This is a genomic window from Hyphomonas adhaerens MHS-3 (genome assembly GCF_000685235.1).
Classification (GTDB): Bacteria; Pseudomonadota; Alphaproteobacteria; order Caulobacterales; family Hyphomonadaceae; genus Hyphomonas; species Hyphomonas adhaerens.
On record NZ_ARYH01000001.1, the window covers coordinates 1,455,602 to 1,482,530 of the forward strand.

Here is a 26,929-nt window from a genome sequence, read left to right on the forward strand (position 1 = left end):
AAATTAGGAGATAAAGAACATGACCTTCCTTCTGACCGAAGATCAGGAAATGCTGCGTGAAACCGCCATGGCGTTCGCGCGTGACGAACTGCCGGTGACGCACCTGCGCGCACTGCGCGACAGCGGTGCAAACGGCAAGGACCCGGCGACCCGCCAGAAACTGGCAGAGCTGGGCTTCTTTGGCGTGATCGTGCCGGAAGAACCGGGCGGCGAACATTTCGGCCTGGTTGGCCTGGGCCAGATCCTTGAAGCGCAGGGCCGCACGCTGGCCGCAACGCCGCTGCTGCAGACGGCGCTGATCGGCGCCAGTGCGATCCAGCTGGGCGGCACGCCGGCACAGCAGGCAGAATGGCTGCCGAAGATTGCCGGCGGCGATGTCACCTTCGCCCTGGCCCTGGATGAAAGCGCGCATTTCAATCCGCTGAACGTCGCCACCGAAGCCGAGCGCAACGGACAAGGCTACACGCTGAACGGCGAGAAGCGTTTCGTGCCGGACGGGCATCATGCCGACATGCTGATTGTCGTCGCCCGTACCTTTGGCGAAGCCGGCGACCGTCACGGCCTGTCGCTGTTCCTCGTGCCGGCAGATGCCAAGGGCGTCTCGATCCAGGAACTGAAGACTGCAGACAGCCATGGCGCCGCCCACATCACCCTCACGGATGTCATGGTCGGTGAAGGTGCGCTGATCGGTGCAGCCGATGAAGGCGCAGATGTGCTGGAGCCGGTGCTGGACCGGGCCGCGATTGGCCAGGCGGCGGAAATGCTGGGCTCTTCACAGGCCGCGTTCGAGATGACGCTGGAATACCTGCAGAGCCGCAAACAGTTCGGCCAGCTGATCGGCTCGTTCCAGTCGCTGCAGCATCGCGCCGCGAAGATGTTCACCGAACTTGAGATGACGCGGTCCTGCGTCGCGGCGGCCCTGTCGGCGGCCGATGAAGGCAAGACCAATGTTGCCGAACTGGCCAGCCTCGCCAAGGCACGTGCCAGCGAACTGGTGCATCTTGTTTCCAACGAATGTGTCCAGATGCATGGCGGCATCGGCATGACCGATGTGGCAGACCCCGGTCTCTACATGAAGCGCGCCCGCACGCAGGAAGCCATGTATGGTTCTGCCAGCTGGCACCGCGACCGGTATGCGAAGCTGAACGGCTACTAGGCCAGACAGCCATTGCGACCAAAAGAAAGCCGGGCGCAGCGAAAGCTGGCCCGGCTTTTTCCGTTTCCGGAAGATCGCTTACTTCAATGCAGAGCCTTTGCGCAGGGCTTTGGCAACGAGGTAGTAGACAACCGGACGATGCTTTGCGCGCACCGAGCGGCCGTATTTTGCAATCGCGTCGGCAAGGGCTGCATCAGCCTTGGCTTCGTCGGTGACGCCAAGCTTCTTCGCAATGAAGGTTTTCTTGATGCGGGCCATTTCGTCTTTCGACGACGCAGCGACCGTTGCAGAGTCAGACTTGTAGATCGCGGGTCCGCAAGCTTTCACGGCGCCTTCAAGAAGGGCCATGTCCGGACGGGCTTCACCAACCTTCTCTTTGAGGTCGGCGACATACTTCTCCATCAGGACTTCTTTTTTCGAAGGCTCTTTTGCAGGTGCGGGCTTTGCGACTTTCGGAGCAGCGGCCTTTTTAGGCGCCGCCGCTTTCTTCTTGGTTGCTTTTGCCATGGGAGTGTCTCCTCTATGGGCCCGACGGACGGGCGTGTTTTCAGATTACGCAGCACTGTTCACGAATCAAAACGAAACGCAAAACACCCAAGCCACGATTTCCACAGGGACACAACCCTTGACGATGATGAATCGCGCAAAGGTGCGAAATTAATTTAATCCGTATTCGGATTTTACGTCAATCACCAACTGCGTAGATCATGCAGGCGCTGGAAGATATCGTTTGCTTTGGAAGATCTGATGGAAGGTTCAGCGCATCAATGTCTTCCTGCGTGATTTCGACGTCCTTGTTGCCGATCCTCTGCGCTGTGACGACAACACGTTCTTTCTGCATGCCGGCCTCCGGTGCAGGTGCTGCAGACATGTTGCGTGCGCGATCATAATAATCACTGTTTACGCCTGCAGACGTTGTCCAGCGCCCAAGGCACGGACCATTTCCTTCCTGCACGGCCAGCAGTTTGCCAAGTTTCGCGCCTGACGCCTCTGCTGTAGCTTTTGCGCGGGCTGATCCGTCAGCAACCGCGGCCTCGTAAGCCGCACGGTTCATTTCGGTTGTTGCCACAAGATAGGTTCGCAGCGGTGTTGAGGTTTCCGGGCCCAGCGCAAGCACGGCGGCGCGCGCCTCACCTGCAATGGACATATCTTCGATCACGACACTCAAAGACGCTTCGGCTTCAAAGCCGACGACCTTGTCCGGCCGGTCGTTCTCTATCCTGTTGCCTTCCTTGTCGCGGTACTGTTCGTAATAAGGATCGACCGATACGGAAGATTGCACGATCGCCTTGTCGCCTGCGATCTTCTTCACCGTGTCATAAGCGAGCCTTGCGCGTTGCACGGCAAGTTTCATCGCATCTTCTGCATCCTTGTCGGTTTCCAGATAGGTGACCGAGAAGGATGCCCTGTTCGGAGCAACCTGCATGTTGGCGCGACCGATCGATTCAATGACCGGCATGCGCGTCCAGTAAGGCGTAACGTACACGTCTTCCTGATAGTCGCGGCCACCTGTCGGCGAAGCGGATTGTGCGGCAGCGGCCGGAACGATCGCCAGCAGCAAGGCAGCGAGGGGCAGGACGGGTTTCATGGATGATCCTTTCATGCAGAAGGGGAGCATTACGTCCCCCCTGTGTGGAAGTCTTCCACACTCGGGCGGACACCGCTAGGCTTGTGAAATCAGGGAACTTGTCGGGAGGCGCCGCACACTCATGTCACGTTATTCGGTTTTGATCATTGTTGCGCTGGTTTGTGCGGCCGGCGTTTATTTCTGGCCGACAGGTCCGGTGGCGCAGAGCGTTGCCATCATTGCCGGTCTCGTCACATTGCTGGGAATTACAGATCTTTTCCAGCGGCGGCATACATTGTGGCGCAACTATCCGCTCCTGTCCCGTGTGCGCTGGCTGGCGGAAGAGATGCGGCCCTTCCTGCGCTCCTACATTGTCGAGAGCGAGACGGAAGGGAAACCCTTCAATCACGAAGACCGTTCGATGATGTACCGGCGTGCGAAAGACGTGACGTCTGTCGAACCCTTCGGCAGCCATGTGGAGATTGATCGTCCGCCTTATGAATGGCTCGCCCATTCCATGGGCGCAGTTCATTGCGACGATACCGATCCACGCGTCATGGTTGGAGCGCCGGGTACGTCGCAGCCTTATTCGGCAAGCATCTTCAACATCTCCGCGATGAGTTTCGGCTCGCTCGGGGCGCATGCCATCGAGGCTTTGTCCACGGGCGCCAAGGCGGGCGGCTTTTATCACGACACGGGCGAAGGATCTGTCTCGCGCTATCACCGCAAGGGCGGCGCGGATCTCGTCTGGGAACTTGGCTCCGGTTATTTCGGCTGCCGCAACAAGGATGGCAGTTTCGATCCGGAGCGTTTCAAGGACGTTGCTTCAGACCCGCAGGTCAAGATGATCGAGATCAAGTTGAGCCAGGGCGCAAAACCCGGCCATGGCGGCGTGCTGCCCGGCGCGAAGGTGACGGCGGCCATTGCGGAAGCCCGCGGCATCGAGGTGGGGGAGACCTGTGTCTCGCCGCCCGCGCATTCGGCGTTCTCGACGCCGGCCGAGATGATGGAGTTCGTTGCGAAGCTGCGGGAACTGTCCGGCGGCAAGCCGGTGGGCGCAAAGTTTGCGGTCGGCAATCGCTGGGAAGTTCTGGCGCTCTGCAAGGCGATGCTGAAGACCGGCGTCCTGCTGGACTTCATGGTCGTCGATGGCGGCGAAGGCGGCACCGGCGCGGCGCCGGCCGAGTTCCTCGATCATGTCGGCTCGCCGCTGCGCCAGGGCCTGGTCCTGACACGGAACGCGCTCGTCGGTACGGGCCTCAAGGATGAAGTGCGTCTTGCCTGTTCCGGAAAGCAGGTCAGCGCGTTTGCGATTGCGTCTTCCATGGCGCTTGGCGCTGACTGGGTGAACACCGCGCGCGGCTTCATGTTCTCGCTTGGCTGTATCCAGTCGCTGAACTGCCACAACAATCGCTGCCCGACCGGGATCGCGACGCAGGACCCGGCGCGCCAGCATGGGCTCGATGTGAGGGACAAGGCGGTACGGGTCGCGAACTTCCACCGCAACACGGTGAAGGCGCTGATGGAAGTGGTCGGCGCGGCTGGCTGCAAGCATCCCGGCGAACTGACACCGCGCCACATCATGCACCGGGTCACTGAAGACATCGTTCGCCCTGCGGACGAAGCCTATGACCTGCTGCACCGCGGACAGCTGCTGGCAGACGCGGCCGGGACGCATCTCGCCAGCGAATGGGCGATGGCGCAGGCAGACAGTTTCAAACCCGAAGGGTTCTAGCGCCTGTGCGCTGGATCTCTCCGATCCTTGTTGCGGCGCTTGCCGCGTTCGGCGTTTTCCTGCTGGCCGTTGTCACCAAGCAGCCGCGGCATGACCGGGACTGGTATCCGCATCTTTCGCGCCTGCCGCACGTAACGCTGCAGGATGGCGTCTTCTCCATCGCGCCCTATGGCGACTGGACGTATACAGAAGAAGACCCGGACGAGATGGTGTGGAGCGCGGTGCCGCCGCACCGTATCGGCGATGTACGCCGCGTCTGGTTCGTCATGGAGCCGCACCCCGGGCTCGCCGTGATGGCGCACACATTCGTGATGTTCGAATTCGGGGAAGGGGATCTGGTTGGCCTGACGATCGAGGCCCGCAAGGAAACGCGCGAAACCTATTCCGCGCTTCGCGGCGCGTTCAACAAGTTCGAGCTGCTTTACTATTGGGCCAGCCCGCGGGACCTGATGACCCGCCGCGCGGTGATGATGGACCGGGAACTTTACATGTACCCGCTGGCGCTCAGCCAGGCGGAGGCGGAGGCCTATCTCACCTCGCTGCTGGACAAGACGGTCTCCATCGAACAGCACCCGCGTTTCTACAACACGCTGACGTCCAACTGCACGAACGAGCTTGCCAAGGCGGCGGACATTCCCTGGCACCCGGCTTTTATCCTGACGGGCGGCGCCGACCGGGCGCTGCACCTGCGGGGGCGGATCGCGGGCGAGGGCGGTTTCGACGCGGTACACGAAAAGGCCCGGGTCGATGCCTGCGTGCGCAGGAATGCCTCACGGCCCCACGCGGCCTTCAATGCCGCGCTGGTGGCCTGCGCGGAATAGAAAAGAGGCGCCCGGGAAGGCGCCTCTTTAGAAGGTCCATAGAAGGTCTGTAGAGTGTCTTCTTGATTGCCTTTTGAGGGCCTGGATCAGCCTTCCGGCGAGGCGTTCGCCTCGGACTGGAGCATGGTGTAGCGCTCGATCCCGATGCGTTCGATCAGGTCGAACTGGGTCTCGATATAGTCGACATGTTCTTCCTCATTATGGAGGATCTTCCCGAACAGGTCGCGGCTGACATAGTCCTGAACGGATTCCGAATAGGCCATGGCTTCGCGCAGCAGCGGGATTGCCGCGTTCTCGAGCTTCAGGTCGCATTCGAGGATTTCCTGAACGCTTTCGCCGATGTGCAGCTTGCCGAGATCCTGCAGATTCGGCAGGCCGCCCAGGAACAGGACGCGCTGGACCAGCCAGTCGGCATGCTCCATTTCCTCGATCGATTCCTTGTATTCCTTCTCGCCGAGCTTCGAGACGCCCCAGTCCTGCAGCATGCGGGCATGCAGGAAATACTGATTGATGGCGGTGAGCTCGTTCTTCAGCGCCTTGTTCAGGTAGTCGATGACCTTCTTGTCGCCTTTCATGGGGGGAGCTCCTTCAATGTGTGGGCAGTGCTTACGTGAATATACGTAGCAGATAGGCCGATTGCGCCCCGGACGCAAGAAAAACCCAATTAAATCAATTGCATATGAGAGTGCGAAACAGTCTCAGACGGTTCGGGAAAATCCAGCAATACCAGAAGCTTGGCCTATTCGGCGGCCATCAGAGACGGGGCGGGGCCGCGATCAATGTCAGTGTCTGCGATCAGTTCGCCGATCGAGGGCCGGCATTTGCCGCACTGGAAGCGGCAGCCATGATGCGCCTGCACAGCTTTCGGATTGTCCGCACCGGCCTCGACGGCCGCGCGGACGCTCTTGCAGTTCAGGGCATTGCAGACGCAAATGATCATGAGAACCATTTGCAGTCACTGCGAATGATTGTCAATACGGTTTTTTTACCGGCTCAGTTTGCCGGCCGCCAGACCGACAGCGACACGCCGCTGCCGATGTCCAGGATCGTCGTCTCATACCCGTTCGAGACGTCCGAGATGTAGTCGACAAAGGGTTTCAGCGTTTTGCGGAAGGAGTGGACATTGTCGGCAAAGATCACCGCGCCCGGCGCCAGTTTCGGCTCGATCAGTTTCAGCACGGGAATGTAGAGATCCTTCCAGCCGTCCAGGAACAGGAAGTCGACCGGGCCTTCCAGCGGGGCGAGGCTTTCCAGCGCGTCGCCTTCGCGGATGTCCGACCAGCGGGACAGGCCGGCATCGCTCAGATTCTCCAGCGCGATCCGGGCCTTGTCCGGATCCTTCTCGGTGCCGGTAAAGAAGCCGCCGGTCTCCCGCGCTGCAGCCGCCAGGTAGATGGAGGAAATGCCATAGGAGGACCCGAACTCGACGATGTTGCGGGCCCCCCGCGACAGCGCCGTCAGGTACATGAAGCGTCCGAATTCCTCCGACACGGGGATATAGGCCTTGGCGAGGTAGGGCTCGGCCGCTTCGAAGGTCGAGCGTCCGGTGAACTTGCCCGCAATGATGGCGGGCAGGGCGCGGGCAAAGACCAGCGCGTCCCGGCCAGATGCGGCTTGGTGCAGATGTTTCAGCGTGTGCGCCACGTCGGCATCGTTCAGGCCGTTTCCGGCATGGCCGGTATGTCTGCAATCGAAAGGCATGGGGCTTTCCTTTCCTGTCTAAAGCACCTACCGTCTAAAATATGAGTAATAGCTCATATTGAAACTCGCATTCGGCCATGACCCAGACCACGATCCCAAAGCCCAGAAAATCACCAGTACAGGCCCGGTCTACCGCGACGGTGGACGCCATCCTTGAAGCGGCGGCTCGCATTCTCGAAAGCGAGGGATTCGAGGGCTACACCACCAACGCCATTGCAAAGCGGGCCGGTGTCTCCATCGGGTCGCTCTACCAGTACTTCCCGAACAAGGATGCGGTGACGGCGGCCCTCGTCATGGCGGACGCGATGCAGCTGCATGACAATGTCTATGCCGCGGCCGAGGCGACTGCCGGGCAGGATTTCCGGATGCAGCTGAATGCGCTGATTGATGTCGTCGTGGCCCACCAGCTCGACCGGCCAGCGCTGGCCCGCCTGATCGATGTGGAAGAACACCGGCTGGCCACCGATCCCGAACTGGAGGCCAAGCACGCCTCCGTGCTGGCGCTGATCCGGGAGCTCCTCGTCGCCAACCGGATCGACCTGCCGTTCGACCTCGATGTTGTGGCGAAAGACCTGTTCGGCATGGTGCACGGCATGTGTGACTTCGCCGGGGACTATGGCGAAACGGACCCGGACCAGTTGAAGGCCCGCATCCGCCACGCCGTGCTCAGCTATCTTGGGGTTCCAGCCAGCTGAAGACGTCCTCGACGCCTATGCCGAACACGCGGGAGATCCGGAACGCGCTTTCGAGGGAAGGGGAGTAGCGGCCCTGCTCGATGGCGATCACGGTCTGGCGGGTGACGCCGATCGCTTCGGCCAGCGCCGCCTGGCTCATATTGCCGTGTTGCTCACGCAGCTCGCGGATACGATTCCCAATGGGGGGGCGCTTGGCCATGGTTAAACGCCCCGGCGGAACATGAAGATCTGGAAGGCGTATTCCGCGACCTGGCTGGCCATCAGCGCGCCAAATACGATGTGGAACAACATGTTCCCGTCATTGTTCCAGCCGAATTGCCAGAGGCCTGCGACGGCGCCGATGGCGAGCACCACGCCGGACCAATGGCCCGCCTTGTCCAGGATCGCACGCTCGCGCTCATCCACCGGGGCGTCTGCTTCCTTGCCGGAGGTGCTGGCGATAAGGATGTTTGCGAGGATCGAAGCCAGGACGATCAGGACGATATAGCCGATCACGAACCGGATGTTCGGCGCGGCTGTCTCGCCCAGGGCTTCGGAGAGGCCGATCACCCGCTTGAAATACCAGATCCCGGCCAGGATCAGGACAAGCCCCATGCCCCAGGCGGTTTTCTCTCGGAATGACATTCATCGTCCCTTTCGATGTCAAAAATATCTTACACATCATGTGGTCAAAGATTTTTGACATGTCAAATATTTCTTACACGATTTGACGCGCCGGGAGCCCGCGCGGGCCTGTTTGATTTGAGTGACAGGGGGATCCGTCCTAGGCTGAAGGCCCTGAAAAGGAGGGAGGAAAATATGTCCAACGATGCTGCTGCCGGCACAATGATGATTGTGTTCGGTGTCGTCTATCTGGCGATAATCGTGTTGTTCATTGTCGGGTACTGGAAGATCTGGAGCAAGGCCGGTTTCAACGGGGCGTGGTCCCTGCTGATGCTGGTACCACTGGTCAATCTGATCGCTTTTCTGTATCTGGCCTTTGCTGATTGGCCCATTCACAAGCGTCTCCGCAATCCGGATACGTTTAACTAGGCCAGCCAGCCGATCGCTTTACCGGTAGCCGGCGTTCGCAAGACGCGACCGTCGGCTTCCTTTATTTGTCCTCCGGGAGACCCTTACCGAAATGACCGATTTCTCCATCCTCGCCGAATCCGCCAAGGCATGGCCGTTCGAACTGGCGCGGAAACTCAAACAGCGTGTTGAGCAGCAGGAGAAAGCAGGCAAGCGAAAGCCCGGCGATCCCGTGATCTTCGAGACGGGCTATGGCCCTTCAGGCCTGCCGCACATCGGCACATTCGGCGAAGTGGTCCGCACGACCATGGTGCGCCATGCGTTTGAAGTGCTGACGAAGGGCGAGGTTCCGACGCGCCTGATCTGCGTGTCCGACGACATGGACGGCATGCGCAAGGTGCCGCCGACCGTGCCGAACCCGGAAAAGCTGGAGCCTTATCTGCAGATGCCGCTGACGGCGGTGCCGGACCCGTTCGGCACGCATGAGTCCTATGGCAAGCACATGAATGCGCGTCTCTGCGCCTTCCTCGACCAGTTCGGCTTCGAATACGAATTCCTGTCGGCAACGGAATGCTACAAGTCCGGCCGCTTTGACGAGATGCTGAAGCGCTCGGCTGAGAAGTATCAGGAGATCATGGACGTGATGCTGCCGACGCTGGGCGAGGAACGCCAGGCGACCTACAGCCCGTTCCTGCCGATCCATCCGGACACGGGCCACGTTCTCTATGTGCCGATGAAATCCGTCGACGGCGCCAATGGCACGATCACTTTCGACGACGAAGCGGGCAAGGAATTCACGCTGCCGGTCACCGGCGGGCATGTGAAGATGCAGTGGAAGCCGGACTTCGGCATGCGCTGGGCCGCCCTCGGCGTGGACTTCGAAATGTTCGGCAAGGACCATCAGGCCAATGCACCGATCTATTCGAAGATCACGAAGATCCTCGGCAAGCGCCCGCCGGAGCAATATGTCTACGAAATGTTCCTGGACGAGAAGGGCGAGAAGATCTCCAAGACCAAGGGCAATGGCATCTCGGTCGAGGACTGGCTGAAATATGCGCCGGACGAGAGCCTCAGCCTGTTCCAGTTCCAGAAGCCGCGCGTGGCGAAGAAGCTCTATTTCGACGTCATCCCGAAGGCTGTGGACGAGTACCTGACCTTCCTGGAGAAGTATCCGCACGAGGAGCCCGCCCGGCAGATCGAGAACCCGGTCTGGCACATCCACAACGGCAATCCGCCGGAAGTGGACATGCCGGTCAGCTTCGCGCTGTTGCTGAACCTGGTGGCCGTGGCGAACCCGGAAGACAAGTCGCAGCTCTGGGGCTTCATCACCCGCTATGCGCAGGATGCGTCCCCGGAGACACATCCGCTGCTGGACGAACTCGCCGGGTATGCGATGCGCTACTACACGGACTTTATCCTGCCGGAGAAGACCTATCGCGCCCCGACCGAGCAGGAACGCACGGCGATGGCGGACCTGTCGGCCCACCTCAAGGCCTTCTCGGATGAGCCCACTTCGGAAAACCTGCAGACGCTGACCTTCACGATCGGCAAGGACCACCATTTCGAGAATTTGCGGGAATGGTTCAAGGCGCTTTACGAAGTGCTGCTCGGGCAGGCGCAGGGGCCGCGCTTTGGCAGCTTCGCGGCGCTTTATGGCAAGGACAACACGGCCCGCCTGATCGACGAGTCGCTGGCCCGCGGCTGAGGATTGCTGCGCCGTAAGATGCTCTCAACATTTGCCTGATCTAGTCTCCCCTTAACAGGGGAGACGAGACATGCGCATTATCCGGGCCGTCCTGCTGGCGGCCGTCTTCACCGTCGCGCCGGGCTGTGTTGCCTCGAAAGTCGTGACTGCGCCAATCGGCTTTGCCGTCGATGCCGTGGGCGTGGCGGGAAAGGGCGTCGTCTGGGTTGGCGGTTCGGCCGTGCGGGTGACCGGCGATGTGCTGGACGGGCCGGACGAGTATGTCCGTCTCGACGTGACCTACAGGAACGGCAAGCACGTCCGCAAAACGATCAAGAAAAAGAACCTTGAGCGTCAGCTGAAGAAGCTGGGCAAGAAGGGCAAGATCGTCGACGTCGAGGTGTCGCCGGCAGACTGACCGCTAGTCTTCCGCGGGCGGCGGCGACTCCACCCGGCCCATGAACATCACGGTTCCGGTCGGCTTGTGACGCAGCGCGATCAGGAAGGGATGATCGGCGCGGAACTCGACCGGCTCCTCATCCGGAATGAAGATCGCGGTCCGCTCCATCATGATCGCGGTGGCCGCAGCGGCTTCGGTGCCTTTCTCGTCGATGTCGAGGAAGGTCTTCTGCAGCACTTTGCTGATCACGAGGTCACCGGGGCCGGCGCCTTCGATCAGGCCGGAGAAGTCTGCTGCGCTTGTGAAGGCATCGCCGAGGCCGAGCGCGATCAGCGGATCATTCAATTCGTAACTGGCTTCGATCCGCACCTTCGGCAGGACGACATGCACGCGGCGCTCAGAGGCGCTGTCCATGTCGGTGAGGAGCGTCGTGAAGCTCTCCGCAGTCATGGCGGCGGCGACATCCGTCAGGCCGTCCTGCGCGTCCGGGAGGATCACGGTGAGGGCATAGTCATCCCCGGCATAGTCGAGGTCCAGCGCGGCATAGCCATCGCGGGACAGGTAGCGGGCCTTCTTCAGCGTCTGGCTCATCAGCTTCGCCGTGATCTCGCCGGACGGCGCGAAGAACGTGCCGTCCTGTGTCGCCTCGGCCTTGAACGGGCTTTGCCAGTCGGCCTTGAACCAGACGGCATTGGTCAGGATCAGTTCGGTCAGCCCCGGCCGGATGGCGCCCGGCGGGATCAGGTCGTGGATCTTGTCGTTGGTGTGGTCTTCGACCCAGCTGTTGATGAGCTTTGCGGCAGCGGCCGGTTGGGTGAAGTCCACCAGCGCGACCTTGGCTTTCATGATGCCTTCAACGGCGTCGCGGTAGGGGGCCTGAAAGGTTGATCCTTCGCGCAGCCAGGCGGCATTGGCGACGGTCAGTTTGGTCGTCTCCGTGTCCGCCGTGACCGCAGTGTTCAGCGTGTGCTGAGTCACGGCAAAACCGTCCGCCGGGACGCCATCAAAGCCGAACACACCGGCCATCTGCGTTGCGGTGTCCCCCGCTGCGCCGGGATAGAGCAGGGCGAACGCCTCGCTGATCGACGCAGGCGAGACAAAGATGTTGCCGGGCTTGCTCTCAAGCGTCTCGTAGAGCGACCAGGCGAAAAGATTGTTGCCCTGAGAGAGCGGTGCGGTGGCTTCCAGCGTGGGTGTGGCGACGGGCATGGGCGACGGCTCCTCAACGGGCGTGGTGCCGGCATCCGGCGCAGCAGGGGCTTCCGGTTCCGGCGCGGCAGCGGGCTGCTGGCAGGCGCCAAGGATGGCAAAGGCGGTGAGCGCGGGAACAATCGAACGGCGCATGGGAATCCTCCATAGGGTCTTTTGCGGACCCTATCACCCTTGCAGGGAATCCATGACTATTCTGCGGCGATCAGCGTGGTTTTTGTTGTGGGCAGCTTGCCTTCCGGCCAGCCTTTCCAGAGCTCTGCTTCCTTCACCTTTGCGGCTTGCAGCGCGTCGTCCTTCACATGGCCGAAGCCGCGGATGTCGTCCGGCACGCGGGCGATGGCAATGGCCAGTTCGAGGTTCTTCTCGGTCAGCTCAGACGTGATGCGCTCCAGCCCGGCAAGATAATCGTCGCGCAGCTTGCGCTCGTGCTGGCGTTCCTCGGTGTAGCCAAACAGATCGAGCTTCGTTCCGCGCAGGCCCTTGAACTTCGCGAGCAGTTTGAACCCGAGCAGCATCCATGGGCCGAAATGCTTCTTCTCCAGGTGGCCGTGGGCATCTTTCTTCGCGATCATTGGCGCGGCGAGCCAGAAGCGCAGCTTGCCGCCCTTGAACTGGCTGGCGAGCTGCTTGGCGAATTTCCCGTCCGTGTAGAGACGGGCGACTTCATACTCGTCCTTGTAAGCCATCACCTTGTAGGCATAGAACGCCGCCGCCCGGGTCAGCTTCCCGTCCGTGCTGATGGGCTTCTCCGCGGCGCGGACCTTTGCGACGATGTCGCGGTAGCGATCTGCATAGGCGGCGTTCTGGTAGCCGGTCAGGCGCGCAGCGCGGTCTTCGATCAGTTCCTCAAGCGTCTGCTCCGGCACATCGCCGCGCGGGTCTTGCTGGCGGATCAGGCGGTCAGGGTCGGCTGCGGCGATCCGGCCGATATTGAAGGCGGCCATGTTGTCGTCCACCTTGGTGCCATTCAGGCGGATGGCGCGATAGAGCGCGCGGAGGGACACCGGCAGGCGGCCTCTCTGCCAGGCAAAGCCTGCCATGATCATGTTTGTGTAGATCGCGTCGTGCAGATACCCCATGGCAAGGGCCTCGGCATCGAACGTGTCGAACTCCGTCGCCTGACGCTTCACGCGGGCGGAGAGGAGATCGCTCTCGAACCGCTTGGACCGGTTGCGGATGAACTCGCTGGTCGGCGTGACGTCGCTGTTGGCATAGGCCGCGGTGCGGTCTGCATCCATCAGGTTCAGCGCATCGCCGCCAGCAGCGACGACCAGGTCGCAGGCAATGACGACATCTGCGCTGGCAGGCGGCACGCGGCCGGTGGAGATCTGGTCCGGTTCACGGGCAAAGCGGATGTGCGACAGGACCGGGCCGCCCTTCTGGGCAAGGCCGGTCATGTCCAGGCTGGAGGCGGCATGGCCGTCCACATGCGCGGCCATGGCCAGCACGGCGGCAACCGTCGTCACACCTGTCCCGCCGACGCCGGTGAACAGTACGTTGTAGGGCTGGGCGAGGCTCGGCGTTTCAGGCAGCGGCAGGCCGTCGGCGCTGAAGGCCGGGCGTTCCTGGTCTTCCCAGGCCGCTTCGCCATCGGTGATGGTCACGAAGCTGGGGCAGAAGCCCTTCAGGCAGGAAAGGTCGGTGTTGCAGGTGGACTGATTGATCCGGCGCTTGCGGCCAAGATCGGTCTCGACGGGCTCCACCGACAGACAATTCGATTTCACCGAACAGTCGCCGCAGCCTTCGCAGACTTCGGTGTTGATGATGACGCGCGTCCGGTCCGGTGCGCGCAGGCCGCGCTTGGAGCGGCGGCGTTTCTCGGTGGCGCAGATCTGGTCATAGATGATGACGGACACGCCTGGTGTGTCGCGAAGCGCCAGCTGGACGTCTTCCATATCGTCGCGGTCATAGATCTTCACGCCGCCGGGCAGGCCTTTGACGTTTGCGTAGCGGGTCGTGTCCTCGGTGACGATCACAATGGTGCGCACGCCTTCGGCGCGGACCTGCTGAGCGATCTGAGCGGGTGTCTGGCCGGACTCCACATGCTGGCCGCCGGTCATGGCGACGGCGTCATTGTAGAGGATCTTGTAGGTCATGGTGGCGCCGGACGTGACGGCGGCGCGGATGGCAAGGCTGCCCGAGTGGGAATAGGTGCCGTCGCCCAGATTGACGAAGACGTGCGGCTCGTCAGTCGCCCAGTGCTGGCCGATCCACGGGATCCCTTCGCCACCCATCTGGCTGGTCATGTCGGTGTGACGGTCCGGCATGAAGTTCGCCATATAATGACAACCGATACCAGCCAGCGCGCGCGAACCTTCCGGCACAACCGTGGAGGTATTATGCGGGCAGCCCGAGCAGAAATGCGGTGTGCGGACGGTCGGCGTTGCGTTGGACCGTGCCGCTTCACCGGCGCGCCCGACGCGGTCGAAATAGGCCGTGGCGCGCGATGTGTCCCAGCCTTCCGGGATCGTCTGCATCAAGGCCGCCGCCATTTCCGGGATCGTGATGGAGGCAATGTCTGACAGGAGGCGATTGCCGTCCCGGTCATGCTTGCCCTCGATGTAGGGGCGCTGGCTGTCGGGCAGGCGATAGAGAACGGAGCGGAGCTGCTCCTCGATCAGCGGGCGCTTGTGCTCGATGACCAGCACGCGTTCCAGCCCTGTACAGAAGTCTCGGATGGCCTGCGGTTCCAGTGGCCAGGGCATCGCGACCTTGAAGATGGCGAGCCCGAGCCGGCCAGCTTCCTGTGGATCGATGCCGAGCGCGGCGAGCGCCTCGAACACGTCGCGGGCGGCCTGGCCGGTCACGACGATGCCGATGCGCGGCTTGGGCGAGGGCAGGATCACATGGTCCAGCTGGTTGGCGCGGACATAGGCTTGCGCGGCAGGCAGTTTCACCTGGCGCAGGCGCTGTTCTTTCAGCAATGGCGCGTCGCCCCGGCGCATGTGCACGCCTTCTTCAGGCAGGGCGAAATCCGGCTGGACGATATTGAAGCGATCAAGGCCGACATTGACCACGGAGCCGGAATCCATCGTATCGGCCAGTGCGACCATGCCGGTCCAGGCGCCTGAGAAGCGGCTCATCTCCCAGGCATGGATGCCGTAGTCGAGCACGTCCTGGATAGATGCCGGGTTCAGGACCGGGATCTCGGCATCCATCATCGCGAATTCGGATTGGGAGGGGAGGGTCGAGGATTTGCAATTGTGGTCGTCACCGACAATGGCGAGCACGCCGCCAAGGGCGGACGAGCCAGCGGCATTGGCATGCTTGAACACATCCCCTGTGCGGTCGACACCCGGTGCCTTGCCATACCAGATACCGAACAGGCCATCATATTTCGCGCCCGGGAACAGGCCGAGCTGCTGGCTGCCCCAGACGGCGGTGGCGCCGAGGTCTTCGTTGAGACCTTCCCAGAATTTGATGTCGTGCGCGTCCAGCCATTTCTGCGCGGCACGCAGCTGCTGGTCGTAGCCGCCAAGGGGCGATCCGCGATATCCGGAAATAAATCCGGCCGTGTTCACGTTATTGCGCAGATCAAGGCGTTTTCGATCAAGAGGCAGGCGGACCAGTGCCTGAATACCGGTCATATACGCCTTGCCCTCGACAAGATCGTATTTGTCGTTCAGCGTAACTTCACGATGATGCATGGGTAATCTGTCCGCTCCAAGGAACAGGAAGATTATTCGACAAATTTCACGAAAAAGCTTGCCTTTCTTGCGCCAATTTTGCTATATTGGGGCAAAACATGCCCCTATTTGCAAGGAATTTAGTAATTTGGCCCAAGAAATAGACTCAGTTGATGCCAAGATTCTTGACATCATACAGCGGGACGCCGGGCTCTCCGTTGCGGAAATCGCGGATCGCGTGGGACTTTCTTCCTCTCCGTGCTGGCGTCGGATCAAGCGCATGGAAGAAGCCGGGTTCATCCGGGGGCGGGTGACGATTCTCGACAATTTTGCACTCGGACTGAATTTCGAAGTGATCGCCAGCGTGAAGCTCGCCCTGCCGAACCGGGAGAATTTGCAGGCGTTCGAGGATATGGTTCTGGCCTGGCCTGAAGTGACGGAAGTCATGACGGTGACCGGGCAGGTGGACTACATGATCCACGTCGTGACCACCGACATGCATGCCTATGACAATTTCCTGCGTGACAAGCTGCTCGGCTCCGCGCTCGTTTCCGATGTGCAGTCCCGTATCGTGATCCGCGTGGCAAAACGCACGACGGCCTTGCCGCTCGATCTGGTCGAGAACGTCAAATAGGCCTTAATCCAGGTCGAGATGCAGGAACTGATTGAACTCGCTGCCGACATAGTCGGCAAAGGCGTCTCCGCTTTTAAATCCATGCTTGCGATAGAGGGCGAGGGCCGGATCGAAGGCTTCGCCTGAACCGGTTTCCAGGCTGACCCGCCGGTAGCCGCGCTGGCGTGCCAGGTCCAGAAGCGCCTCCAGCATGGCAGTCGCCGCGCCGCGGCGCAAACTATCCTTCTGTGTACGCATTGATTTCAGCTCGCCATGGTCGGCGGCCAGCTCTTTCATCGCCCCAATGGCCAGCAGGGTGTCACCGTCCCAGACCGACAGGAAGGTCACATCCGGCCGCTGCAGGCCGCTGTGATCCAGCGCGAAGCTGTGTCCGGGCGGCGATGTTTCGGCCATGCCCTGCAGGTGCTGGCGCAAGAGTTCCCGGACCTGCGGGTCGTCGAAATCACCGGGCTGGATAATCATTGAGGCTCCGAAAACAAACGAGCCCGGGAAATGTTCCCGGGCTCGCAAAACTAGATCATGTGTCGCCGTCAGGCGAGAGGCATCAGGCGCGCTCGAGGCACATGGCGATGCCTTCACCGCCACCGATGCAGAGCGACGCCACGCCTTTCTTGGCGCCGCGGTCTTCCATGGCGGCCAGCAGCGTGACGATCACGCGGGCGCCGGAGGCGCCGATCGGGTGACCCATGGCGCACGCGCCGCCATTCACGTTCAGCTTGTCATGGCTGATGCCGAGTTCCTTCATGGCGATCATCGGAACGACCGCGAAGGCTTCGTTGACTTCCCAGAGTTCGACTTCGTCAACACCCCAGCCAGCTTTGGCGAGGGCCTTCTGCATGGCGGGCACCGGCGCCGTGGTGAAGTATTCCGGCTCATGCGCGTGGCTGGAAGACGACACGATCGTGGCGATCGGTTTCAGGCCGCGCTTTTCAGCTTCCGACTTCTTCATCAGGACGAGAGCAGCCGCGCCATCGGAAATGGCCGATGCGTTGGCGGCGGTGACCGTGCCGTCCTTGGAGAAGGCCGGGCGCAGTTGCGGAATCTTGTCCGGCTTGGCTTCGCGCGGCAGCTGGTCAATATCGACCACGGTCTCGCCTTTGCGGGACTTGATGGTGACCGGCGCGATCTCGCGCTTGAACTTGCCGCTCGTCGTGGCGTCCTGCGCGCGCTTCAGCGTTTCGATGGCGTAGGCGTCCTGCTGCTCGCGGGTAAACTGGTATTCGCCGGCGATCTTGTCAGCGAAGAGACCCATCGGGCCTTTGGAATAGGCATCGGACAGGCCATCGAGGGCCATATGGTCTTCTGCCGCCATGGTGCCGTACTTGTGGCCCTTGCGGGCGTTGATCAGGTGAGGGGCGTTGGTCATGGATTCCATGCCGCCGGCGATGACGATTTCGGCGTCGCCGGAGAGGATGGCGTTGCGGCCCATGATGGTGGCCTGCATGCCGGAGCCGCACATCTTGTTGATGGTGACGGCTTCGAGGCCCTTGTCCTGACCGGCATTGAATCCAGCCTGGCGGGCAGGGGCCTGGCCCTGGCCGGCGGGCAGGCAGTTGCCCATGATGATCTCGTTGGCTTCGCCTGGCGCGAGGCCGGCTTCCTTGACGGCGGCGGCGACTGCAATGCCCCCCAGTTCATTGGCGCTGAGACCGGCGAGGTCTCCCAAAAGTCCACCCATCGGGGTGCGGGCCATGCCAACGATTACGACCGGATCCTGGTCAGCCATGTGCGTCTCCTTGCTGCATCTGCGTGCTGTCTACTTCGGAAGGCACAAAGCGCCTGACAAGGGGGGACGTCAAGCCCAACAAAAGGTCAGAAGAGGTGCGGCAAACTGCGGCCAGGCCAAGGGAGTGCCGAAAAGCAACTCTGGAGGCTGGATAAATCGCCAATTCAGCGGGGCAGGTGAGAGCGCCGGGATTCACCGGAGTCCGGGATCAGACTTCCAGGGCAAGTCCGGCTTCAGACCCGTGTTGCCAGACGACCCGGGCAGGCCCTTCAAGGCCAACCGCGCGGGCATAGAGGTAAACCATTGGCGGCAGGTTCTCATTGGTGGGGAAGCGCAACCGGGCGCCATTGGCTGAATAATCCAGCACGATGCCTTTGCGGCGGTAGCCGGAATCATAGGCGACCGCGGCCTCACGGTACACTTTGGCCCGTTCAGCGCGGGGCAAGTTCTGATGCGTCGCGCGGGAGGCAATAGGTGTGGCGGATTGCTGGAGCGTGCGTTGGATCCGTCCCAGATCGGGACTGTCGGGCTTTTTTGTCCCAAAGAGGCGCGGTTTCATGGCCATGGCGTAGTTTGTGCGCTCCAATCGCTAACGAACTCCACCCAAGTCGCAAAAGATGGACCCAATCCCTTAATATCCAGTTGAGTAAATAAGCAAGAGGCGGCGCTAACTGTAGCGCCGCCTCCAGATTACGCGGATTTCAATGCTGGGTTACCAGATGTGGATACGTTCTTCCGGCGGCAGGTAAAGCGCATCTCCGGGCTGGATATCAAACGCCTCGTACCATTTATCCAGATTGCGGACGACGCCATTGACCCGGTAAACGGGCGGCGAGTGCGGGTCTGACAGCATCTGCTGCCGGATCGCCTCATCCCGGTATTTCGCTCTCCAGACCTGAGCCCAGGCCATGAAGAAGCGCTGGTCGCCGGTGAGGCCATCGATGACCGGGGCCTCCTTGCCGTCCAGAGACATCTGGTAGGCCCGGTAGGCGAGGGACAGGCCGCCCAGGTCGCCAATGTTCTCGCCAAGTGTCAGGCGGCCGTTCACACAGGTTTCCCCATCGTCCAGCGGGCAGTAGGCCGAATACTGTTTGGCCAGCGCATCGCCCAGCTGGCGGAAGGCCGCGAGGTCTTCTTCCGTCCACCAGTTCGTCAGCACGCCTTCGCCATCATATTTGGCGCCCTGGTCGTCAAACCCATGCCCCATCTCGTGCCCGATGACGCCGCCAATGGCGCCATAGTTCACAGCCGGGTCAGCCGAGATATTGAAGAAGGGCGGCTGCAGGATGGCGGCCGGGAACACGATCTCGTTGAAGGACGGGTTGTAGTAGGCATTGATCGTCTGCGGCGTCATGAACCACCGTGTACGGTCCACGGGCTGGCCAAGATCGGCGAGGTTGTCCTCGATCTGCCACTTCTGGGACGCGATGGCGTTGTCGAGCGCGGAATTGCCGACGACCAGCGTGTCGTAGGTTTCAAACTCGTCCGGATATCCGATCTTCGGCGTGAACGCGTCGAGCTTTGCCTCCGCTTTCACCTTCGTGGCCTCGCTCATCCAGCCGAGGTCTTCAAGATTTGCTGCCATGGCCTTGCGCAGATTGGCCACGAGATTGTCCATCGCGGCCTTGTTTTCCGGCGGGAAGTAGCGCTCGACGAACACTTTGCCGATCGCTTCGCCCAACGTGCCCTGCGTGGCCTGAACCGCGCGCTTCCAGCGTTCGCGCTGTTCCGGCTGGCCGCGCAGGGCGGTGCCGTAGAACGCAAAGTTTGCGTCGTCGATGTCCTTGGGCAGGACACTGGCGAAGTCGGACAGGAAATGGGCGGTAAGGTAGGCTTTCCAGGTGTCGAGCGGTGTATCGCTGGCAATCTGGAACATCGCAGGGAAGCCGCCGCCGAGCTTGGTCGCGTCTTCAGCGGAGATGCCTGCAGCCTGGAGCTCGTCTTCGGTCGGGGGAATTTCTGCGACGAGGAATTCGTTCTCGCCGCCGACACCCATCGTATCCAGGGTGCGGACGAGCGGGAAGTCGCCGGCCATGGCGACGAGGTCATCCTTGCTCACCTTGTTGTAGGTGATGTCAGGATTGCGTGCGAGGGCACGGTCCCAGTCGGCCTTGGCGATTTCGGTTTCGAGATCCAGCACGTTCTGGGCTGCGCCGGCGGCATCTTCGTATCCGGCCTGGTCCAGCATGAAGGTCAGCAGGCCCAGATATTTGGCGCGCAGCTCGACCGACTTGTCATCTGTCTTCAGATAATAGTCGCGGTCCGGCAGGCCGAGGCCGCCGATGCGCATCTGGAATATGTTCGTGTCCGGGTCCTTGTCATCTGCGAAGACAAAGCCGCTGACGGGCGAGCTGAAGCCCGGAGTGGCGAACAGCACCGCAAGATCGTCCAGCGACTGGACCGCCTTGATCCGGTCGAGATAAGGCTGCGCCGGTGCAAGGCCGGCTGCATTGATGGCATCCGTATCGAGATAGGCATTGTAGTAGGCGCCGATCTTGCCTTCCGGCGTGTCGATGGCGGGCTGTTCGGCCGCGAGGTCATCAATGATCTTGAGGACGCGCTGCTCGGATTTTTCAGCTAGGAGATCAAACGAGCCATAACGCGAGCGGTCAGAGGGGATCACGAAGGAATCCAGCCACTTGCCGTTGGTCCAGGCATAGAAGTCATTGCCCGGCGTGACGCTCGTGTCCTGTACGCTGAGGTCGATGCCCCAGCTGCCCCAGTAATCCGGCGCCGAGAGAAGGAGGCCTTCGCTCGTTTCAAACTTGCCGTCCGCATTGGCGATGGGTGGGGTGGTCTCGGTGAGGGCGACCTTGTCGTTCTCAGCGGGCGCGGACGCCTTTGGCGTGCATCCGGCCAGCAGGGCGATTGCCGCGGTTCCGATAAGAAGATGCTTCATCCTCAGTCTCTCCTTGCTTAAATCCCATGCTCCCGGCAGCGCGCCGGGAACATGTCTTGTCTCTGGTTGGTATCAGATCATTCAGCCGGTGCCATAGGCGAGCTGCCACTCCCTGTGCTCGTGCCGATCAACTCTTCTTCGTCGATCGTGACATGACCGGAATACCCATCGCCGATGTGACGGAAGGGCTGGCCGCCCCAGGTCCAGGCGAAGATTCGCTTGACCTCGGCACCGATGACGTAAAGCGCCGGCACCAGGAACAGCGAGATGAAGATCGCGAACCCGACAGCCGAGCCGAGCGCGACCAGCATCGGTTTCAGGAACTGAGCCTGTACGGAGCGTTGCGACAGCAGGGGCAGAATCCCGACCATGGTTGTCAGCGATGTCAGCAGGATCGGGCGGAAGCGTGACACGCCCGCATCGACCAGGGCCTGGACAGCCCCTGCGCCTTCTTCCCGGCGTTTGTTGACGTAATCGATCAACACCAGATTGTCGTTGATAACGACGCCCGCGGCGGCCGCGATCCCGAAGAAGGAGAACAGGGCCATCGGTGTGTCCGAGAACCAGAGGCCGAAGAGGGCGCCCGCATAGGCAAAGGGCAGGGCCATCATCAGCAACAAGGGCTGAGCGTAGGACCGGAAGGCAATCGCCAGCAGGATGTACATGGCCCCGATCGCGATCAGAGTCAGCCGGCCGATTTCGCTTATGAACTGGTTTTCTTCCTCGAAGCCGCCGGCTTCACCGCGTTTGATGTCCGGGAAGCGCTTCTGGAAGTCCGGCCAGAAATTCGCCTCCATATCCGCCATGATTTCCCCGCGGCCGCCTTCGCCTTTGACTTCGGAGAAGACATAGACAGAGCGCATGCGGTCACGCCGCTGGATGCGGTTGATGCCTGGTGCGTAGGAGAAATCCGCCACCTGCGTCACCGGGATCTCGCGTCCATCCGGCGTCCGGACCCGGAGCGAACTGAGGCTGTCCAGGTCTTCGCGCGCCGTTTCCGGCAGGCGGACCATAACGCGGACGTCTTCGCCCTCGCGCGGGAGGCGCTGAACCTCTTCGCCATAATAGGCCTGGCGCAGCTGGCGTGAGACATCGGCCAGCGTGATACCGAGCGTTTCGGCGCCGGGCTTCATGGTGATCCGGATCTCGTCAGCCGCCGAGGACAGGTTGTCGCCGATATCATAGGCACCGGAATAGGTTGCCAGCTGTGCCTTCACGACTTCTGCGGCTTCGCGCAGATGATCGAGGTTCTGGTGGCTGAGGGCAAACCGGATGCCCGTGTCACTGTCATTGAACGTGAAGTCGAAACTGATCTCTTCGGCATCCTGGATCTCGCCGACATTGGTCCGCAGGATTTCGGCGAGGTCCTTGGAGCGGATCGTGTCGGGACGGTCTTCCGGCGGGGCGAGGCCGACAAAGGCGCGGACGTTCGTGCCATAGGCAATCACGGACGCATCGCGGATCAGGCCATCCTTGATTTCGGGATGTTCGTCCTTCGACTGTTGTTCGCTTTTCTCGATTCCGGCCTGAAGCTGGTCGCGCACCTGGACCAGACGGTCATACGGCGTGCCGTCCGGCATTTCGATCTGTACCTGGATCAGGTCCGCCTCGATTTGCGGCATGAACTGGAACGGCACGAACTTCATGCTGGACAGGCTGAAGGCCAGGTAGAACAGGCAGAAGAAGAGTGCCGTCGTCGCGTAGCGGTAATGCAGCGCAAATTCGAGCATCGGCTTGTAGATGTGGTTTGCAAACCAAAGCAGGCTGTCGGCGATCCGGCGCTGGATCTTCATCAACGCCCCGCTGGCACCGTCAAAGTTCTGCTTCTTCATGTGCGCAAGGTGTGCCGGAAGGATCAGCATGCACTCGACGATGGAGAAGGTGAGGGCGGCCACGACCACGAATGTGATCTGCTGGGTGAACTGCCGTTCCGGCCCGCTGAGGAACGCCCAGGGCAGGAAGGCAATGATCGTTGTCAGGACGCCGAAGATGATCGGCTTCAGAACCATCTGGGTGCCAACGATGGCGGCATCGAGGCCTTCGCGCCGGCCGCTTTCCACTTCCTTGTGGATGTTTTCCCCCACAACGATGGCATCGTCCACGATCACCCCGATCACCAGCAGCACGGCAAAGGTCGACAGGATGTTCCACGACACGCCGAGATAAGGCAGGATCAGGATGCCGCCGCCGAACGCCGTCATGATGCCGACCGTCACCCAGAGGGCCACCGTCGGGCGGAGGAACAGCAACAGCACGATCATCACCAGCACTGCACCCTGCAGCGCAGACGACATGATCAGGTGCATGCGGTCATTGAAGGCCTCGGAATCGTCCCAGAGGATATCGATCTTCACGCCCTGGGGCAGGATCCCGCTCTTGGGATCGTTGGCCCGCTCGACATAGTCGCGGAAGCCTTTGGTGTATTTCACGACATCCATCTTGTCCGGCGCGGGGATCATGACGAAGGCTGTCGGTTCCCCCCCATAGAGCGCGCTGAACTTGTCGGATACGAACCCGTCGATGACGTCGGCAACGTCCTCCACGCGGACTGTGCCTTGCTCGGTCGTCTGACGGATGATGATGTCGTTGAACTGGTCCTTGGTATCGGCCAGCTGGCGGGTTGTGATGGACACGTCGCCGGTAGATGACTCGATCCGTCCGCCGGACGAGTTCAGCGAGGATTGCCGGATAGCATTGGCCACGTCGCCGAAGCTGAGGCCGAAGCGGCGCAGGGATTCCTCGGTGACTTCGATGTTCACCTGCTCGTCCAGCGTGCCCTGCAGTTCAGCAAGTTCGCCGCCGGGCAATTGGGCGATGTCATCGCGCACCCGGTCTCCGAGACGTTTCAGCTCCCGGCCATCGACCTTGCCGTGCACGGCAAGGCCCATGAACTGGCCGCGCTGTTCCCATCGCCGCACCTGCGGCTGAAAGGCGGCTTGCGGCAGGTTGTTGATCTGGTCGACGCGGAGTTTCACCTCGTCCAGGAACTGCATCATGTCGATGTCGTTCTGGCCTTCGATATTGACCGAACCGAACCCTTCCGAAGAGGTCGACGTGATGCGCTTGATGCCGTCGAGATCGGCCACGGATTCCTCGATCCGCGTGACGATCTGTTCCTCGATGTCCTGCGGCGACGCGCCTGGCCATGCCATCGAGACGGTCGCGCCATTGAACGTCCCGACCGGGAACATTTCCCGCTCCATTGCGGTGTATCCGAAGATGCCACCAACGAAGCAGACGATCATGAGAAGGTTCGCCGCAACCGCGTTGCGGGCGAACCAGGCGACGATGCCGTTCATTCGGTTGCTCCATTCGCGCTGGTCAGGCGCATGGCTGTTTCCTCTGTCTTGTCTTCGTCCGATGTGTTTTCCACCGGTTCGTAGGTCTTGATGGTGCCGTCGGGCTGACGCTCCATCACAGTGATGTTCATGCCGTCGAACGCGGCCTGGATCGGGGAGGTGATGGCGAACTCGCCTTCATCGATGCCGGAACGGACATAGGCCCCGTGCGGATCGGAATAGATCAGGTCGACGGTGCGGATCGACAGCGTGCCTGTGTCGGCGTTTCCAATGAAGATCTTGTCGCCACCGCGCATGGAGGCGCGAGGCGCGATCAGCACATCGGGGATGGTGTTGCCTTCGATCACGGCATTCACGAACAGGCCCGGCGCCATGGGGGCACCATTATCGGCACCCTTGCCGTAGGGGTCTTTCAGCTCGGCGATCACATTGATCTGGCGGGTCTGGCTGTTCACGGCGGCCGCCGTCCGGACGACTTCGCCGGTCCAGTGCCGTTCGATCCCGCCGACCGTGGCCGTGAAGTCGACTTTCGGGCCGGGTTCCTGGTCGCTGGCGGCGAAGGCGAGCGGCAGGCCAAGCCGGCCCATTTCCTCATCGTCGAGCGGCAGCGAAACTTCCACCACATCATTGGCGAAGATGCGCCCGAGTGACTGGCCGGTCGCGACGACCTGGCCGATATCGACATCGCGCTCCCACACCCGGCCGGAGAAGGGGGCGTAGACGGCTGTCCGTTCGAGCGCCAGTTCGGCGTCTTTCAACTGTGCCTTGGCGGCGTCGAGGGCGGCGCGGGCCTGCGCAAGTTGCGGTTCGCGCCGGGCCAGCGGCGAAACATTGGTGATGCCGAGGTCCTCAATGTCCTGCTCGGCGAGTTCCGCTTCCGCGATCTCGCGGGTCAGCCCCTGTTCGGCAGACGCCACGCCGGACCGGGCGCGCACCACGGCCAGTTCATAGTCGGCGGCTTCGACGCGGACCAGCAACTGGCCTTTCTTGATGAAACCGCCATCGATGAAGTCGGGCGAGACATAGGAAATGCGGCCGGAAATCTGCGGTGCCACCACGATTTCACGGCGTGGCCGCACTTCGCCCTGTGCTTCGACCGTAATCTGAAGATCGCCGCGGCGGACCTTTTCAGCAAAAACATTGAGGCCAATCCGGACGTCCTCGGCCTTTTCCGGTTCCGGCTTCAGCTGCTGCAGGACGATGGTTCCGCCGACGCCGAGGGCGGCGACGATGGCGAGAGGGGCGACGATGGCGATGACACGGGCCATGGATGGAACTCCTGGGGCTTACTCTGCGGCGGCTTCGGTGGGCGTCGTTTCGGTCGAGGCAGTCCGGACCGGCAAGCCGCCGCCAAGGGCGATGTTATAGGAAATGCGGTTGGTGGCGCGGCTGGCGCGCACCGAGATCAGCTGGCTTTCAGCGGTCAGGCGCCGCGTTTGCGCGTCGATCAGGTTGAAGATCGTCAGTGTGCCGCTGGTTGTATATTTACGCAGGGCGAGTTCCTCGGCCCACCGCGCTTCTTCCAGCGCGCGGGCCTGAGCCTCTTCCTGGTCGGCAAGGTAGCGGTCTGCGGCAACGGCGTTCTCGACTTCGCCCCAGGCAGACAGGGCTGTGCTGGCATAGTTCGCGACCGCGGCTTCAGCCTGTGCGACAGCGGCATCGCGCTGCGCATCCAGGCGCCCGCCGCGGAAGATCGGTGCGGTCAGGTTGGCGACGAGGCGGGCTGCGATCAGCTCCGGGTCAAAGGCGTCGGCCAGGTCCGTTTCGTTGGTCGACAGGCTGCCGGTCAGGACGAAGGAGGGGAGCATCGCCAACCGGGCGCTCTCGGCCCGCATACCAGCCGCTTCGATGCGGGCTTCGGAGGCGGCAATATCCGGGCGGCGCGACAGCAGCAGGGCAGGGTTGCCTTGCGGCTGCAGCGGGCCAAGGGCCGGAATTTCCGCCGAGGCGGCAATCTCCGCTGCCGGATAGCGGCCCAGCAGGATTTCGAGGCGCCGGGCGGTCTCGCCGGTAATCTGGCGGCGCGTGGCGATCGTGGCTTCGGCATTGGCCAGGGCCGAGCGGGCGGTGCGCACGTCCAGCGCATCCACCAGGCCGCGCTGGAAGCGGCGCTCCGTCAGCAGGCGCACGCGGTCGCGCGCGTCATAGGTCAGTTGTGCCACGCGTTCCTGGGCCAGTGCCTCGTTCAGGTTGATCCAGGCGATGGCGGTCTGGGCGGCCAGCGACAATTCCGCGGCGGCGAGATCGGCTTCGGATGCGGCAAAGTCGGCCTCAGCGGCGTTCACGGACGCGCCGATCCGGCCCCACAGGTCCAGCTCCCAGCTCGCGTCGAGGCCGACACCGTAAAGTTCGCTATCGATCCGGTTGGTGCCGGTTGCCGTTTTGACGCCCGTGGACGAGCCGCCGGCGGACAGGGATGCGCCGAGACTCGGCCGGCCGGCCGAGCGCGCCGAGCGTGTCGCGGCCTCGGCGGCGCGCATGGTCGCGGCGCGGGACTTCAACGACGGATTGTTCTCCAGCGCCTCCGACACCAGGGACGTCATGACCGGATCGTCGAATTGGCTCAGCCAGTCGCCTCTGGGCGCCTTTCCGGCGACGCCGCTTGCCTTCCATTCCGCCGGCGCATCGGGGGCTTGCGCAAAGAAATCAATGCGTTCGCCCGCCATGCGGCCAAGATTTGCCGGAGAAGAGGTGCATGCCGCAAGAAATGCCGTGCCTGCGAAGAGGATTGATCGTTTCATGCCTACGGCATTGCTCCTGTCT

Annotated in this window: 24 protein-coding genes; 8 read left to right on the forward strand and 16 right to left on the reverse strand. The window is 61.9% G+C overall.

The window, feature by feature from the left end; genetic code table 11:
* Positions 1-19 precede the first annotated feature (19 nt).
* Positions 20-1,156, forward strand: a complete 1,137-nt coding sequence (locus HAD_RS07210) for an acyl-CoA dehydrogenase family protein (RefSeq protein WP_035570220.1) — start codon at positions 20-22, stop codon at positions 1,154-1,156.
* 78 nt (positions 1,157-1,234) lie between these two features.
* Here the strand turns inward: HAD_RS07210 and HAD_RS07215 are convergent, their stop codons facing one another.
* Both HAD_RS07215 and HAD_RS07220 read right to left on the reverse strand, forming a co-directional pair.
* A complete protein-coding gene (locus HAD_RS07215) occupies positions 1,235-1,663 on the reverse strand; it encodes a DUF2853 family protein (protein WP_084331811.1) in 429 nt (142 codons plus the stop codon).
* A gap of 178 nt (positions 1,664-1,841) precedes the next feature.
* Positions 1,842-2,744, reverse strand: a complete 903-nt coding sequence (locus HAD_RS07220; protein ID WP_162177479.1) for an SIMPL domain-containing protein — start codon at positions 2,742-2,744, stop codon at positions 1,842-1,844.
* A gap of 121 nt (positions 2,745-2,865) precedes the next feature.
* Between HAD_RS07220 and HAD_RS07225 the strand changes: the two genes are divergently transcribed.
* Both HAD_RS07225 and HAD_RS07230 read left to right on the forward strand, forming a co-directional pair.
* Complete coding sequence (locus tag HAD_RS07225; RefSeq protein ID WP_035570222.1) at positions 2,866-4,458, forward strand: FMN-binding glutamate synthase family protein; 1,593 nt, start codon at positions 2,866-2,868, stop codon at positions 4,456-4,458.
* 5 nt (positions 4,459-4,463) lie between these two features.
* Positions 4,464-5,279: a lipoprotein N-acyltransferase Lnb domain-containing protein gene (locus HAD_RS07230; protein WP_035570223.1), complete on the forward strand. Its 816-nt coding sequence runs from the start codon at positions 4,464-4,466 to the stop codon at positions 5,277-5,279.
* 86 nt (positions 5,280-5,365) lie between these two features.
* On the opposite strand, the gene bfr is transcribed toward HAD_RS07230, so the two are convergent.
* The 3 genes from bfr to HAD_RS07245 all read right to left on the reverse strand — a co-directional run bounded on the left by bfr (position 5,366) and on the right by HAD_RS07245 (position 6,980).
* Positions 5,366-5,854: a bacterioferritin gene (bfr, locus tag HAD_RS07235; protein ID WP_035570225.1), complete on the reverse strand. Its 489-nt coding sequence runs from the start codon at positions 5,852-5,854 to the stop codon at positions 5,366-5,368.
* 164 nt (positions 5,855-6,018) lie between these two features.
* The gene (locus HAD_RS07240; RefSeq protein WP_241765318.1) at positions 6,019-6,228 is read right to left on the reverse strand and encodes a (2Fe-2S)-binding protein; all 210 of its coding nucleotides are present in this window, start codon (positions 6,226-6,228) and stop codon (positions 6,019-6,021) included.
* Positions 6,229-6,272: 44 nt separating this feature from the next.
* A complete protein-coding gene (locus tag HAD_RS07245; RefSeq protein WP_051596004.1) occupies positions 6,273-6,980 on the reverse strand; it encodes an O-methyltransferase in 708 nt (235 codons plus the stop codon).
* 77 nt (positions 6,981-7,057) lie between these two features.
* Here HAD_RS07245 and HAD_RS07250 point away from each other — a divergent pair, with 77 nt between their 5' ends.
* Positions 7,058-7,675 carry a TetR/AcrR family transcriptional regulator gene (locus HAD_RS07250; RefSeq protein ID WP_035570226.1) on the forward strand — a complete coding sequence of 206 codons (618 nt, stop codon included), beginning with the start codon at positions 7,058-7,060 and terminating at the stop codon, positions 7,673-7,675.
* On the opposite strand, the gene HAD_RS07255 is transcribed toward HAD_RS07250, so the two are convergent.
* On the reverse strand, positions 7,647-7,874 hold the full coding sequence (locus tag HAD_RS07255) for a helix-turn-helix transcriptional regulator (RefSeq protein WP_035570227.1): 228 nt from the start codon (positions 7,872-7,874) through the stop codon (positions 7,647-7,649). The two genes, HAD_RS07250 and HAD_RS07255, sit on opposite strands and share 29 nt — an antisense overlap.
* A 2-nt stretch (positions 7,875-7,876) precedes the next feature.
* Positions 7,877-8,299: a hypothetical protein gene (locus HAD_RS07260; protein WP_156942194.1), complete on the reverse strand. Its 423-nt coding sequence runs from the start codon at positions 8,297-8,299 to the stop codon at positions 7,877-7,879.
* Between the two features lie 174 nt (positions 8,300-8,473).
* Between HAD_RS07260 and HAD_RS07265 the strand changes: the two genes are divergently transcribed.
* From HAD_RS07265 to HAD_RS07275, 3 genes are all read left to right on the forward strand, one after another.
* On the forward strand, positions 8,474-8,707 hold the full coding sequence (locus tag HAD_RS07265) for a DUF805 domain-containing protein (protein WP_206741247.1): 234 nt from the start codon (positions 8,474-8,476) through the stop codon (positions 8,705-8,707).
* Between the two features lie 91 nt (positions 8,708-8,798).
* Positions 8,799-10,391, forward strand: coding sequence for a lysine--tRNA ligase (locus tag HAD_RS07270; protein ID WP_035570229.1), 1,593 nt, complete (start codon positions 8,799-8,801; stop codon positions 10,389-10,391).
* A gap of 70 nt (positions 10,392-10,461) precedes the next feature.
* Positions 10,462-10,788 carry a hypothetical protein gene (locus HAD_RS07275; protein WP_035570231.1) on the forward strand — a complete coding sequence of 109 codons (327 nt, stop codon included), beginning with the start codon at positions 10,462-10,464 and terminating at the stop codon, positions 10,786-10,788.
* 3 nt (positions 10,789-10,791) lie between these two features.
* Here the strand turns inward: HAD_RS07275 and HAD_RS07280 are convergent, their stop codons facing one another.
* Entirely contained in the window at positions 10,792-12,114 is a 1,323-nt protein-coding gene (locus HAD_RS07280) for a serpin family protein (RefSeq protein ID WP_035570232.1), read from the reverse strand.
* Positions 12,115-12,170: 56 nt separating this feature from the next.
* The gene (locus tag HAD_RS07285; protein WP_035570233.1) at positions 12,171-15,629 is read right to left on the reverse strand and encodes an indolepyruvate ferredoxin oxidoreductase family protein; all 3,459 of its coding nucleotides are present in this window, start codon (positions 15,627-15,629) and stop codon (positions 12,171-12,173) included.
* Here HAD_RS07285 and HAD_RS18820 point away from each other — a divergent pair.
* Positions 15,628-16,242, forward strand: a complete 615-nt coding sequence (locus HAD_RS18820; protein ID WP_084331813.1) for an Lrp/AsnC family transcriptional regulator — start codon at positions 15,628-15,630, stop codon at positions 16,240-16,242. The genes HAD_RS07285 and HAD_RS18820 overlap by 2 nt on opposite strands.
* 3 nt (positions 16,243-16,245) lie before the next feature.
* On the opposite strand, the gene HAD_RS07295 is transcribed toward HAD_RS18820, so the two are convergent.
* The 7 genes from HAD_RS07295 to HAD_RS07325 form a co-directional block, all read right to left on the reverse strand.
* Positions 16,246-16,704 carry a GNAT family N-acetyltransferase gene (locus HAD_RS07295; protein ID WP_035570234.1) on the reverse strand — a complete coding sequence of 153 codons (459 nt, stop codon included), beginning with the start codon at positions 16,702-16,704 and terminating at the stop codon, positions 16,246-16,248.
* Positions 16,705-16,786: 82 nt separating this feature from the next.
* Positions 16,787-17,968, reverse strand: coding sequence for a thiolase family protein (locus HAD_RS07300; RefSeq protein WP_035570235.1), 1,182 nt, complete (start codon positions 17,966-17,968; stop codon positions 16,787-16,789).
* Positions 17,969-18,176: 208 nt separating this feature from the next.
* Positions 18,177-18,554, reverse strand: coding sequence for a PilZ domain-containing protein (locus HAD_RS07305; RefSeq protein WP_156942195.1), 378 nt, complete (start codon positions 18,552-18,554; stop codon positions 18,177-18,179).
* Between the two features lie 126 nt (positions 18,555-18,680).
* A complete protein-coding gene (locus HAD_RS07310; RefSeq protein WP_035570238.1) occupies positions 18,681-20,867 on the reverse strand; it encodes a M13 family metallopeptidase in 2,187 nt (728 codons plus the stop codon).
* Positions 20,868-20,944: 77 nt separating this feature from the next.
* A complete protein-coding gene (locus tag HAD_RS07315) occupies positions 20,945-24,166 on the reverse strand; it encodes an efflux RND transporter permease subunit (RefSeq protein WP_035570239.1) in 3,222 nt (1,073 codons plus the stop codon).
* Positions 24,163-25,434 carry an efflux RND transporter periplasmic adaptor subunit gene (locus tag HAD_RS07320; protein ID WP_035570240.1) on the reverse strand — a complete coding sequence of 424 codons (1,272 nt, stop codon included), beginning with the start codon at positions 25,432-25,434 and terminating at the stop codon, positions 24,163-24,165. The genes HAD_RS07315 and HAD_RS07320 overlap by 4 nt, the downstream gene beginning before the upstream one ends.
* 18 nt (positions 25,435-25,452) lie before the next feature.
* Positions 25,453-26,907, reverse strand: coding sequence for an efflux transporter outer membrane subunit (locus tag HAD_RS07325; protein ID WP_084331814.1), 1,455 nt, complete (start codon positions 26,905-26,907; stop codon positions 25,453-25,455).
* Between the last annotated feature and the right edge of the window lie 22 nt (positions 26,908-26,929).

Coding starts and splice junctions, on each gene's coding strand:
- HAD_RS07210 (WP_035570220.1), top strand. CDS start 20: ATGACCTTCCTTCTGACCGAAGATCAGGAAATGCTGCGTGAAACCGCC.
- HAD_RS07215 (WP_084331811.1), bottom strand. CDS start 1,663: ATGGCAAAAGCAACCAAGAAGAAAGCGGCGGCGCCTAAAAAGGCCGCT.
- HAD_RS07220 (WP_162177479.1), bottom strand. CDS start 2,744: ATGAAACCCGTCCTGCCCCTCGCTGCCTTGCTGCTGGCGATCGTTCCG.
- HAD_RS07225 (WP_035570222.1), top strand. CDS start 2,866: ATGTCACGTTATTCGGTTTTGATCATTGTTGCGCTGGTTTGTGCGGCC.
- bfr (WP_035570225.1), bottom strand. CDS start 5,854: ATGAAAGGCGACAAGAAGGTCATCGACTACCTGAACAAGGCGCTGAAG.
- HAD_RS07240 (WP_241765318.1), bottom strand. CDS start 6,228: ATGGTTCTCATGATCATTTGCGTCTGCAATGCCCTGAACTGCAAGAGC.
- HAD_RS07245 (WP_051596004.1), bottom strand. CDS start 6,980: ATGCCTTTCGATTGCAGACATACCGGCCATGCCGGAAACGGCCTGAAC.
- HAD_RS07250 (WP_035570226.1), top strand. CDS start 7,058: ATGACCCAGACCACGATCCCAAAGCCCAGAAAATCACCAGTACAGGCC.
- HAD_RS07255 (WP_035570227.1), bottom strand. CDS start 7,874: ATGGCCAAGCGCCCCCCCATTGGGAATCGTATCCGCGAGCTGCGTGAG.
- HAD_RS07260 (WP_156942194.1), bottom strand. CDS start 8,299: ATGTCATTCCGAGAGAAAACCGCCTGGGGCATGGGGCTTGTCCTGATC.
- HAD_RS07265 (WP_206741247.1), top strand. CDS start 8,474: ATGTCCAACGATGCTGCTGCCGGCACAATGATGATTGTGTTCGGTGTC.
- HAD_RS07270 (WP_035570229.1), top strand. CDS start 8,799: ATGACCGATTTCTCCATCCTCGCCGAATCCGCCAAGGCATGGCCGTTC.
- HAD_RS07275 (WP_035570231.1), top strand. CDS start 10,462: ATGCGCATTATCCGGGCCGTCCTGCTGGCGGCCGTCTTCACCGTCGCG.
- HAD_RS07280 (WP_035570232.1), bottom strand. CDS start 12,114: ATGCGCCGTTCGATTGTTCCCGCGCTCACCGCCTTTGCCATCCTTGGC.
- HAD_RS18820 (WP_084331813.1), top strand. CDS start 15,628: ATGGGTAATCTGTCCGCTCCAAGGAACAGGAAGATTATTCGACAAATT.
- HAD_RS07285 (WP_035570233.1), bottom strand. CDS start 15,629: ATGCATCATCGTGAAGTTACGCTGAACGACAAATACGATCTTGTCGAG.
- HAD_RS07295 (WP_035570234.1), bottom strand. CDS start 16,704: ATGATTATCCAGCCCGGTGATTTCGACGACCCGCAGGTCCGGGAACTC.
- HAD_RS07300 (WP_035570235.1), bottom strand. CDS start 17,968: ATGGCTGACCAGGATCCGGTCGTAATCGTTGGCATGGCCCGCACCCCG.
- HAD_RS07310 (WP_035570238.1), bottom strand. CDS start 20,867: ATGAAGCATCTTCTTATCGGAACCGCGGCAATCGCCCTGCTGGCCGGA.
- HAD_RS07315 (WP_035570239.1), bottom strand. CDS start 24,166: ATGAACGGCATCGTCGCCTGGTTCGCCCGCAACGCGGTTGCGGCGAAC.
- HAD_RS07320 (WP_035570240.1), bottom strand. CDS start 25,434: ATGGCCCGTGTCATCGCCATCGTCGCCCCTCTCGCCATCGTCGCCGCC.
- HAD_RS07325 (WP_084331814.1), bottom strand. CDS start 26,907: ATGAAACGATCAATCCTCTTCGCAGGCACGGCATTTCTTGCGGCATGC.